4 protein-coding genes are annotated in these 12,007 nt (G+C 55.8%); 3 read left to right on the forward strand and 1 reads right to left on the reverse strand.

Annotated elements, in window-relative coordinates; all coding sequences use genetic code 11:
• Positions 1 to 136 precede the first annotated feature (136 nt).
• Positions 137 to 5,338: a dermonecrotic toxin domain-containing protein gene (locus KQP88_RS07580; RefSeq protein WP_216705272.1), complete on the forward strand. Its 5,202-nt coding sequence runs from the start codon at positions 137 to 139 to the stop codon at positions 5,336 to 5,338.
• Between the two features lie 124 nt (positions 5,339 to 5,462).
• Here the strand turns inward: KQP88_RS07580 and KQP88_RS07585 are convergent, their stop codons facing one another.
• Positions 5,463 to 5,675, reverse strand: a complete 213-nt coding sequence (locus KQP88_RS07585; protein ID WP_216705273.1) for a hypothetical protein — start codon at positions 5,673 to 5,675, stop codon at positions 5,463 to 5,465.
• A 415-nt stretch (positions 5,676 to 6,090) separates the two neighbouring features.
• Between KQP88_RS07585 and KQP88_RS07590 the strand changes: the two genes are divergently transcribed.
• The gene (locus tag KQP88_RS07590) at positions 6,091 to 11,289 is read left to right on the forward strand and encodes a dermonecrotic toxin domain-containing protein (protein ID WP_216705274.1); all 5,199 of its coding nucleotides are present in this window, start codon (positions 6,091 to 6,093) and stop codon (positions 11,287 to 11,289) included.
• Between the two features lie 150 nt (positions 11,290 to 11,439).
• Positions 11,440 to 12,003, forward strand: coding sequence for an NADPH-dependent FMN reductase (locus KQP88_RS07595; protein WP_216705275.1), 564 nt, complete (start codon positions 11,440 to 11,442; stop codon positions 12,001 to 12,003).
• Positions 12,004 to 12,007 lie beyond the last annotated feature (4 nt).

Here is a 12,007-nt window from a genome sequence, read left to right on the forward strand (position 1 = left end):
GAGGTAATCCAAAGGCTTCGGGCTGATTGCTATATATATACGTCAGGGCCTGAGGGCAGTCTGGTTACGTTCCTTTTTCACTTTACCTGCCGGGCTGTGTGCCAGTCCGGCAGGCCTTGAAGGAAGGATCCTTTTGATGAGCCAGATCACAATACCCTGGTATTACCAGGACACCCTCAAACAGCATTTTTCCGATGACCTTGACGCGGCTGTCGAGAGCTCCAGGATCAGCGTCGCTCAGAAGCAATGGTTGCAGCGTCTGATCGATGAGCCGGAGTCTCAATCGCACTCGCCACCGCTGCCGCGGGTCGATCGTCTGCTCAGCAATACCGGCACCCCCCTGAGCGGTGCCTTGTCCAGTGCCTGGATGATCAGCGACCCGGAAGACAGCTCGGCCCCGGTATTTCTCTGTACCGTGCTGGATGGCATCCAGCGTTTCGTTGACCGTCAAAGCCTGCTTCAGGCCCTCAATCAGCGCTTTCAGGTTCATGCTACCCAGGCTCCATTGCTGGAGGCCGAGTTGATCACGGGCAACCTGTTCACCCAGCGTATGTGGGGCATTGTCGAACAGCAGGCAGGACATCTGGAGCGTCTGCATGCCGAGCTCGACCGTTTGCCGTCATTGACACAGGCCATTGGCTACAACCTGCAGCGTGAACTCGATCAGCGCTTGTTGCGGGGGCGTGTCGATGTGTTCGAGCATCGTCTGCAACTGTTAGCCGACAACGATAAAGTGGCAGGTACCCTGACACTGGCCGATGCCGCATTTCTGGATCATGCCACCGGTACGGCGAATCTCGATCCGGGGCAACGCCGTCGCTTCCTGGATTCCAGAGGCGCGGTGCTGGATGAACAACAGGCCGAGCCTTGGGTGAGTGCCCTGGCTCATGCGAATAAGGGATTGCTTTCAGCTTACGAAAGGTTGCTGGACGACTACTGGAACGTGCATCTGCCCGACGGGATCTCGTTACGCGAATACATGTCCCAGGCGTTGGTCGAGTCCTTTGCTCATGAATTGATGCACAACAAGGTTTCAGAGACGCTGAGCACCGATGCATGGCGTCTGCTGTCGGGCTTGCTGCACAAGCCGCACATTGCTCCCGACCCTCTCGTCTGCAGCATCTGGCAGCCATCGCTCGTGTTCAATGACTTGAGTGTCTGCAAGCTGGCGGGCTCGTTTGTGGTGCACTTCAAGGACGCGCCAGACTGGTTTTACCTGTATTCGACGGCTCACGGTTTCAGTCGCTTCTCAGGTATACAGGCGCTCAACGAGCATTTCAAAAGCGTGGCGGTGCTTGCCGAACAGCTGCCCTTGACTTCGATCGATGTGCATCGTGCCTTGCACGATCATTCGGTCCAGAGCGTCGAGCTCGGCCGGCTCAGATCTCCGTTATTCGCTGCCATGCTGCAGACCATCATTGATCTTCAGTGGCGAAACCTGGCTCATGTATTGAGCATGCAGCCCATTCATTATCAGCGCGCCGCCGTGCGTGTGGATGATGCGCTGGACATACGTCAGTGTATCGATCGGCGTCTGCCGATGTTGCAACATACCTGGCGCTGGTCTGCCAGCAAGAGCAAGTTTGCACAGCGTTGGGCTGACATAGAAACCACTGCCGAGTTTACTGCCGAAGATCTGGACCGCGTGCTTTACGAGCCCCGCCACACCTGGGGATCACAGCTGGAATCGCTGTATCAGTCCATTGACGCCGAGTGTCAGCTGCACGGAAAGGTGGTGGACTGCGTGACCCAAACGCTCAATCTCTATCTGGCCGTACAGGGCAGCCTGTATATGGATGTCGCCGATCTGGCGGTGCAGATCGACAGCCAGACCAACGTGCGGCTGATTTCTCTGGCCCTGGAGCGGGTTTGCGGACGTGCCACTGGCCCGTTGCCTGATAGTGCTCGAGTTGTGGCAAGCGACCCGGCTGTGCGGGTGGATGCGCCAAACCTGCCCATCGATCTGCTGGAGTGGATGCTGGAGCGTGTGGGCAAGGAGTTCGTTCGGCGTTACGAACACAGGCTGCGCAGCTTTTTCTCAAGACCCTTGCGCTGGTTCGACAATCAGGTAAATCCGTTGAAGCTGGATTCGCATATACGTGAATGCGCCTTGCGTCAGGTGTTGGCTATTGCACGGACCAAAAAGCATCTGGATGTGCAGAGTCTGGACATGTTCCAGCAGGTGCTCGACCACCCATCCTTCAAACTGCGCGAAGCGATGGGCATTCAGTTGGTAGACGTCTATACCATGGACCTGATCGTTTCTCCGAATCTTGCGCCCAGGACTCTGGCAAACACCCTGGTACTGATCCAGCCGGAGATGCCCGACACCTGTGTGATGTGGTCCATGGTCGATGGCATGAGTCGTTACGAGTCCATCCAGGCTCTGGAAGAAAGCCTGACCACCAGCATGCATTCGCCCTCTCTGCGTCTGGCCTGGCTTGCTCAACTGCCAACTGCGGACCGTGCCTACGTGAAGGAATACCTCAACGGCCTTGAAGGTCCTCCGAGGGTTAAGGTGAACCTCTCCCGTGTGGTCGAGCCTGTCATCCAGACATTGCAGCGCATCGATATCGAGCGCCATTACCAGGACAGCATACGGGTCTGCGAGCAGTCGTTGCGCCGCAAACTGCCCTGGAATACCTTGCGCGATGCCCTCAGGGAAAGTGAGTGCGACAGCCACAACAGGTTTCTGCTGGACCGTATTGGTGGCGTCATGAACATGATGGCTTCCGAGGTCCTGCTGCCCGGCTGGCTCAAGAGTGTGCCCCTGGAGCAATTGCGCGTCCTGTCATGGCTGGTCGAGCGCTGGTTCGTGGCCAGCATGTCGGGGGAGAATTACCTGTTCGATCTCCCGGATCCTGCGGAGTATTCCCGCTCAAGGCTTCTACCCCGTCTGCAGGCCGATTTCCCGGACCGTGATCTTGACCCGGACATGATCACGGTCACTGTAACGCATTACATTACCGAGTCTGTGCCTGTCGGCCAGACGCCTTACGGGGCTGGAGCGGTGAGAAGTCGTCAGAGCTCCAGCCTCACGGATTACGCTGTCGGTCGCTTTCCCTTCTATCTCGATGGTGTGTTGACGGTCAGCCTTCCCGGCGTGGAAAAAGCCGACAACCCGCTCACGATGAATTATGTACGCGATCTGGTCGAAGACCTGGATCTGGGAGCCGGATACCGCGCCTTGCTCGCCATGAAGTTCAAACCCGGCACTGAGGAATATATAAAGCGCCGTACCTGCTACGTTGAGCAGGTAACGCCGCTGGAGATATTCAGAAACTACACCATGTTGCTCAAGGATGAGGTAAGCCCTGAGGCCTTCCTTTTACTTCAGTCTGTGCTGAGCATGCCCGATGGTATTGCACGTCAGCCGGTGAAGGGGCGGGATATCATCATCAGCCCGCTGCAACTTCGGGTGTCACCCAACTGGACGCCGCACACGGTGCTCGGGGTCTTCATCATTGCGCCACGTGCGCCAGCATCCGGTCGCTGGGTGATCTACACATTGTTCAACTCCGGTTACCAGGTGCGGGAGTTCGAGGACGAAGCCGCATTATTGGCCGCGATCCACACTGACTCCGATTTTCAGAAAATGCTTCTTGAGCGTCTTCCTGCGCCAGCGCGTTATCTCTATGAACACGGCGGTTTCAGAGAGCCGCATCTACCGGTCATATACGGGTCTGATTTCGAGATGCCTGCACGGCCTGAACCGGTCAGGATCGTCGTCGAGCCGATCATGGGCAACGCCCTGCACGCGATGTTCGACAGCACCGCACTGTTGTTGCAATGGTGGTTTTCCCGGTTGAGCGTAACCAACGTTGAAGCGCGTAGCGCCGATACCCGTTTTCTCTGGGGTATGGGGACGCAGTTGTTGATGACATTGCTTCCGGGGCGGCTGGGCATGCTGCTTGGAGCGTGGCAGAGCGTCAGTCTGCTGGAAAGCTCGATCAGGGATGTCAGGAAAATGGAGTGGAGCCAGGCCGCTGCGGAGTTGCTGTCGGCGATAGGTTCACTGATTCTTGTCCGGCAGACCCGAGAGGAAGAAGTGGTTCTGACCGAGTCAGAATCCCCTACGGGAGCCGTCGCTGACGTCAAGCTTGAATCCAGGGCTGTACCTGCACCGGAATGGGCGATCGAAACGCAGATCTTCACGTGGGGCAACAAAAGCCTGACACCGGAGTTGTGGGCGCGATTACGTACGTTGCAGGCCACTGATGTGGCGCTGAGCAGTATGGTCAAGGACCCGATTTTGAACAATTACCGGGACACGGCCAGCGGCAATACCTATATCGTGCTGTCGGGAGCGGTCTTTCATATCGAAAAGGATGCCAACGGCTGGCGTATTGTCGGTGGGCCCAGGGTCAGCCTGCATGCCGACGGCTGGCGGCTGGACCTGAAGCTGGGACTCAGTGGCGGCGGTGGTACCGTGTCGTACTTGAGAAGCAGTGTCGTCGAAATGAGCGCCGATGACCTCATTGTGTATCAGTCCAGCAGCATGGCCGAGATACGCCGTTTATGGCCCGAGCGTGCTGAAAAGATTCGTGAGGCCCATACCCTTGCCCGTGAATACCTGGAAAACTGCATTGATAACCTGCAGAACCGCAATCCCGATGGAACCGCTGCGCTCACTGGTGTCCGGACCATCCTGGCAGATTTCTTCGATGCGCCCGTCGTTTCCGTTCAGCTTCACGAGATGGTCCTGAGTGCGGTCAGAAAACTCTACAGTGCGCTCACGGACGCCACGTTCTCGCCGTTCAACTCTGAGCGTTACGTGATAGGGCAGCGCAAGTCGATCATGGAGGATATTTCAGCCTTCGTTTATCCCAGAGATCCGAAAAAACGCCTCTATATGACCGAACGATTCTTCAGGGATCCTCCCGTGTCTCTCAGGGCCAGTGTGGTTCAGGCGAATACGTTTCATCCGGGCATTCATTCCCGGGCGGCGGTCATGCTCCACGAACTGACGCACCTGTTCTGCGGAGCCGAAGACATCACTTATCTCGATGCCACGATGCCCTTTACCGACCTGCTGGCAAGCACGTCGTCTTATTACAGTGGGGTCAAGAACGACATTATTCGTCATCAGCATGGCCTGTCCTACCGCACGCCACGCAATGAGTTGTTCCGCATCCAGCGCGATGACGGTAACTGGTATGACGTTTCCGACAAGGCAGCCAGGAAACTGATTTTCAAGGTCACGGGTGTAAGCAAGCTGGAGAAAGCGCGTGAGCTCTTCTACGTCGATGTACACAAGCGAGCGAAGATCATTCTTGGGAATGCCGACTCATTGGCCCTGCTGGTAACGTTGCTGGGGCGCGAAGCGATGGTTGGATAGTCCCGAGATACGTTATCGACGTTTTGACCCGTCGCGAGCGAACTTCTTCCCACGAGTGTTTGGGGAGGAGTGCTCGCGAGGGCCCCAGGTCTTGATACCGTGCCGGTATCCACAAGGCTTGCATTCAGGGAATACGAGTCATCTTCACGCCTGACTGGATCACCTCAAAATCTTCCCCGCCCAAATGGCTGACCCTGTCGCCGATAGCCAGGCGATACGTTTTGACAGGCTCCTTGCCGTCAGCCTCATCAGGCTGTGATTCCTGGAATTCATGCACCGGATAGATACGACCATCCGCATCTCTTGCATGAAACTGTCCGACGAGAACTGAAGCCATTTACTTTGTAACCTCTGAAAAACCACTGATTTTGCATGTCATTCACATGACCGGTGCATTCTGCATCCGTCATGTAGCGTTGTAGACCTTCGTTTGGAGAGTGAGTTTGCCGTTCGCGAAAAAATAGTCATGAGCCTGATGCCGGTCAGTCAAGAGGCTGATTTCAAAAGTCAGATCGATTGACTCACAATCCGTGGGAGGGGCCTTGGCCGCGACAGCAATGTTTCAGGTGCTGAATCGCTGAATATGTGTTGCTGCCTGTAAGCTGGTCGTCGCGGCCAAGGCCCCTCCCACAGGTGTTTTTTGAATTGCCATATGTACAGCAGTCGCTGATCAGCCTCTCTATAAGCTCGTTTTCCTTTATCCCCCTTGCAACCCTTTGAAGCGGGGAAACGTGACATAAGGAGAATGGCTTATGCCTGCATCAACAGCTCCGTATTTCTATAGCGATTCGCTTAAACGCCGATTCACCCAGAGCCTGACTGAGGCCATCAGTGACAGCCGGATCACTATTCGCGAATGCGAGTGGCTCAAGCGTCTGGCCGAGATATCCAACAACATTCTGGAGGCTTCGCCCCACCCACGGGTCGACAGGTTGATCATGGAAGACGGTGCGCCGATTCATGCGGAACTGGCCTCTGCGTTATTGATCAGTGACCCGACCCGCACCGATGCACCTGTATTTCTGAGCACCCTGCTTTTTGGGATCGAGCGGTTCGAGACTCGACAGGCATTGCTCGACCTGCTGAACGAACGTTATGCCCACAGTGCGAGTCAACCGCTTCGACTGGATGCTGAACTGATCGAGGGCCCTTTGTTCGAGCGCCAGATGGAGCTGATTCTTCAGCAGCAGATGGAGCACCTGAATGCCTTGTCCGATTGCCTGCATCAGTTGCCTTCCCTGCAGACGGTATTGGCGCAGGCACTGCAGGAGAACCTGCGCGAGCAACTGCCTCAATCGCCCATCAACGTGTTTCGCGACATGTCGCAGACTCTCAGTGACCCGGCTCAAACTCCCCATGGGGCTGTGGCGCCCGGTGTCCTTTATGCGCAGTATCTGTCCAGCACCGTACTGGATGAGTATGACGCCCAGTCCACGTCCTCCAAGTCGGCGCAGCGTTTTCTCGGAGCCTATGGTCAGGTGCTTTCCGAGGATCAGGCACTGCCCTACGTTCAGTCCATTACCCGAACCGTGCAAGAGCTATCCGCCAGCTATGAAAGATCCCTTGTCGATTACTGGGAGCAGGAGCTCGAGTGCGGGCTGACGATGACGGTATTTGCCGGGTATGCGCTGGCCGAGTCATTTCGTCAGAAGCTGTTGTCGTCCAGGGAAGAAGGGGGGCTGACCTCGTTCGAGTTCCGTCGTTTGCGATCTCTTCTGCCATCGCCCAGCGCCACTCCCGGCAAGGATTGGGTTCATGTACACAGGATTTCGGTCAGTATTGAAGGGCAAGGACCGGTCAAGATTCTGGGCGTACTGCTGATCCAGTTCGCGACAGGCTCGTTACCGGGTTTCTACATGTTTTCTATGGTGGAGGGCTTTCGCCGTTTTGCTGATGAGCAGGCGGTGGCCACGCATTTCGGAACCGAGGCAGGGCGTCTCGAACTGTTGCGTTATTCCTCCTTGAACGACCATGGGGTGCTGGGTGCTTCTGGTCGTGTACAGATACAAATGAGCCTGATCGAGCACTCATTGTTCAGTGAGCATGCCGGATCTGTCATCGCCCTGCAGAAGAGAAATCTGGAGTACGTGCTGGGGTTGCCTTCTGTTTCCCATCGTCTGGCGACTGTTCGGATCGACGATGCGCTGGATATTCGGGGGCTGCTGGATAGTCGGCTGTATGGGCTTCATGACTCCGGACGATGGCGCTCGGGTGTTTTTCTCCCTGAGTATTCGTTGAGTCTGGAGCAGGTTCCGAAGAGCCTGTTCGCTGAAAAGAAATTCGAAAGTGACTTTCTGGCCTCCTGGGGCGAGCAACTGCATGAGATGGATGATGTGGTCCGGCTTTTGGGGCAGTTGTACGCGGGGGTTGCCAGTTGCATGCGCCATGCTCTGAACCGGTATCTGGCAGTCATCGGCAATCACCTTCTCGATGCGCGCAGGCTTTGGGGGCATATTCCGGGCAAAGAAGCCAAAAGCCTTGTTTCTATGGCGTTTGAAGAGGTCGTCAAGGAAGGCTCGGGTATCTGGTCTGAAAGCTGGAAACTGAGCGATTCATCGGACCCGGCCCTGGCCAGTTCCATGAATCTGTTACCGCCCCGGTTGGCGGGGAAAATCGTTTCTCTGGTGCAGCGCGATTTTGCCCGCAGGTATGAGTTACAGCTCAAGAGTCTTTACCGCAAACCGGTGCGGCTGCTCGATACCCGGATTTATCCAGACAGGCTGTCGGAGCTTGTTCGTGAGCAAACGCTACGCCTTGAACTGGAGATCGAGCGACGTCGCGGCACGATCGACGCGGATGCGCTGGACATGCTCCAACAGGTTCTGGACAGGCCTTTGCGTAGTTTGAGAGCCGTTTTTGGCAGCCAGCGTGTCGAGGCTTTTGCGCTGGCCCTCAAGCTTGATGGCATAGCGCGCCACATTCCCCTGACCAATACCTTCGTGTTGTTTGATTCGACGCGCGATGCTCAATACCTCATGTGGTCCTTGCACATGGGGTTCAAGGTGCTTGAGCCCGGTCAGGATATCGATAGCCTCGTCAGCTCCTGGCTCGTTCGTCTTGACCATCGCAGTTATGTGCTGGACCTCTTGAATGAGTCGGACAAGCCTGTGGTGCGTCAGTATTGCGAGGCCAATGAACTGCCGACTGTTCATCTTGAACTGACACGTATCGAGGAGCATTTCATTCGGTTTCTGGAAGATGCCGAAAACGGGCGTCAGCGGCAAGGGGACCTGCTTCAGTACGAGCGGGTGCGCACATGGAAACTCAAACCCGAACTGTTTCGCAATGCACTTGATCTGGCTGAGCATGATGACAGCAAGCGGCGGATAGTCGGACGCCTGGGCACCCGGTTGCAAATGATGCAAGGCGATGTGCTGCTTTCCAAGTGGATCAAAGCCGCCTCCATTGATGACCAGATAATGTTATTGGGGATATGGCAGCGCTTCTATGCAACCCACGACCGTAAAAAGGATTTTCTGTTCGAAATTCCTGATATTCACGAGTATGCACAACGCAAGTTGTCCGAAAGGCTGGAGGCAGATTTTCCGGGGCAGGACCTCACGCCTGAACAAGTGAGCGTTACCCTGACGCGTTACACCCCTGCACCAGTCGCACCGGGAGAGGTTCCACAGTCATTACCTGTCGCCACTACACGGGTCAGTGAAAGCCTCACCGACTTTGCCATTGACCGATTCTTTTCAGCCCAGGATGGTGTCGTGTCCATCTCGTTGAAAGAGGGCTTTCAGCCGGTTTCCTCACTGACGGCAGGGTACATTCGCCAGATGGTTCGCTCACTGGATATCGCAGCAAACTACCGATTGATGGTGGCGCAGAAGCTCGATGAAAAGTCCGCGGATTACGCCGTCCGGGAAAACAACTACATCGATCAGGTACCGTCTTATGAATTGTTGAAGGCTTTCCAGCTCAAGCTCATGGGGCTTATGACCATGGAAGGCTATGACGCCCTCGAAAGTGTCATGACCATGCCTGACGGTGTTGCGCGAGTACCTTTCAAGGGACGCGATATCACCATCAGCCCCTTGCAACTGTTACGTGCCGATACCGGTTGGGCGCCCGACAACGTCATGGGTGTCTATGTGATTGCACCCGGTACGCCTCAGGAAGGTCCATGGGTGCTGTATTCGGTACTCGGCGGTGCATTGTCGATCAAGGAATATGCCAACAGGAATGCGCTGCTGGCCGATATCCGGACTTCCAGCAGTTTGCAGGATTTCATCCTGGGACGCCTTGATCCGGCAACTCGGCATGTTTATGCCAATGGCGGTTTTCTGGAGCCGCATCTTTCGTTCAGTGTCGAGTCTTCCCTTGATGTTCCCTGGACACGTCCGGCGCCTGTGGATATCAGAACGACGCCTTACAAGGGGAATGCCCTGCAATTACTGTTCAAGGGGACCCTGGAGACCTTCAAGCAGCTCATTGAGGATGACAGCGTTACCAATACAGAGAATGATCGGGCCGCTTCCAAATATCTATGGGGCCTGCTGGGCGAGCAGATCTTGTCGTTCCTGCCGGGCAGGCTGGGTGCGCTTGTGGGTGTCTGGCAAAGCCGGACCCTGTTTCAGGCTTCTATTCACGCTGTTGCAGACAAGCACTGGGGCAAGGCCGCCTCGGAGTTCACGGCGGCGCTGAGCATGGTGATATCTTCCCGGAAAAAATCCAAGGAGGAGTTTGCCGAACAGCTTGAAGAGCCTGAAGAGGTGCTGGCACCTGAAGACACGTCTTTCAGGTTTCGCTGGGGCAACAATGTTCTCTCGTCGCAGTTGCAAGGGCGGTTGCGCCAGCTTGAAGTCCGGGATGTGGCCTTGAACGAGTTGTACAAGGACAACCTGCTCAATACCTACCGCGACAAGCGTACCCAAAAAGAGTATGTCGCGATTCAAGGAAAGGTTTATCAGGTCCAGTTGAGTGAAAACAATTGGCGCATTGTCGGTAAGGATCAGCCGGGGCCAGGGATCAGGCTCAACATAAAACAGCAATGGGAACTGGACCTTGCAGGGCTCAAGGGCGGCGGCCCGGTCGTGAGCCGCTTTCAAAATAGAATGGTCAACCTGGATGTCGACAGGTATATGGTGATCGAGGCCAGGGGGATGTCTGAAATTCGCCAGGTATTCCGCGACCGGACGGAGTTGATCGCCGATGCCCACAACCAGGCCCGGAAATACCTGGAGAACGCCCTGGATAATCTCAAGGGGCACTCGGAAAACCTTCATCCTCGATGTATGCAAATCCTCTCGGAGTTTTTCAGTTATTCACACCCCGATGCGCGTCTGATCGATTCTGTCAGAGACTCTCTCACCACCTTGTATGGTGCCCTGATGGACCCTTCGCTTTCGCCCCATGACTCGGATCGTTATGTCGTCGGGATCAACAGGCCTGCCCATCATGACTCCACGGCATTTGTATTCGTTTACGATCCGATGAAGCGGATCTTCCTGACCGACAAGTTCTTTCGTCTGCCTTACTATCGCCTCAAGGTTTCAGCCATTCGTACGGGCGAGTTCAATATGGGGTCGCATCATCGTGGCACGATCCTGCTTCATGAGGTTTCCCATCTGTGCCTGAATACGGAAGACATTGCTTATGTCGACTCTAATGCACCGTTCTATGATCTCATGGAGGACACGGCTGAGTTCAGGAAGCGTCTCAAGGACGAGGTGGTGGCTGCGCAGAGGGACACGTTGTCCTATTACACCGATCGCAGCAAACTGTTTGCACAACTGAACGACGGGACGTTCAAGGATCTGAAACATCGCGAGGGGGGCGCAAAGGCTGCGGTTTTACGTATCACCGGCAAGAACAACCTGTCGCAAGCGCGGGATGTCTTTTATGCCGATCCTCGCGTGCGCAGTGAAATCATGTTGAATAATGCCGATTCACTGGCCTTGTTGACGTCCTTGCTCGGGCGGGTGAGTTTCCCTCATGTGTCTTGAAGGCCCGGTCACTGTGCTGTCATGCATCTGCTGCTAAAGCACAGGGCTTTTCAGTTGTGGGGTAATGCGACATCACGCTAGTCACCACTTGCCCTGAACGCGACTTGGGCTATACCTCATGATTCCTTGAATCAGATGACGGATAGCCCCATGAGCCAGATTCACTCCATCGCCGTATTGGTTGGCAGCCTGAGAAAAGACTCCATCAACCGCAAGATCGCGCTCGCATTGGCTGATCTGGCCCCTGACACACTGAAGTTGAATATTGTCGAGATCGGTGACCTGCCGCTGTACAACGAAGACATTGATGGCGCTTCGGCTCCGCAGGCTTACACGAGATTTCGCGAGCAGCTTGCAGCCGCAGATGGCCTGTTGTTCGTTACCCCCGAATACAACCGCTCGGTGCCGGGCGCGCTGAAAAACGCCATCGATGTGGGCTCGCGTCCTTATGGCAAAAGTGCTTTCAGTGGCAAGCCGGGCGCGGTGATCAGTGCGTCTCCCGGCGCGATCGGCGGCTTCGGTGCCAATCACCACTTGCGTCAGTCGCTGGTCTTTCTGGATGTGCCTTGCCTGCAGCAGCCCGAAGCCTATCTGGGCAATGCCGGCACCTTTTTCGACGAGGCCGGTACGCTGTCGGAGAAGACTCGCCCGTTCCTGCAAACCTTCATCAATGCCTACGCTGTGTGGGTCGAGAAAAACCGCAAGGCTGGCTGAGGCG

The sequence above is a fragment of the Pseudomonas lijiangensis genome (assembly GCF_018968705.1).
Taxonomy (GTDB): domain Bacteria; phylum Pseudomonadota; class Gammaproteobacteria; order Pseudomonadales; family Pseudomonadaceae; genus Aquipseudomonas; species Aquipseudomonas lijiangensis.

Excerpts from the sequence above, each read along its gene's own strand:
- KQP88_RS07580 (WP_216705272.1), top strand. The coding sequence starts at position 137 with ATGAGCCAGATCACAATACCCTGGTATTACCAGGACACCCTCAAACAG.
- KQP88_RS07585 (WP_216705273.1), bottom strand. The coding sequence starts at position 5,675 with ATGGCTTCAGTTCTCGTCGGACAGTTTCATGCAAGAGATGCGGATGGT.
- KQP88_RS07590 (WP_216705274.1), top strand. The coding sequence starts at position 6,091 with ATGCCTGCATCAACAGCTCCGTATTTCTATAGCGATTCGCTTAAACGC.
- KQP88_RS07595 (WP_216705275.1), top strand. The coding sequence starts at position 11,440 with ATGAGCCAGATTCACTCCATCGCCGTATTGGTTGGCAGCCTGAGAAAA.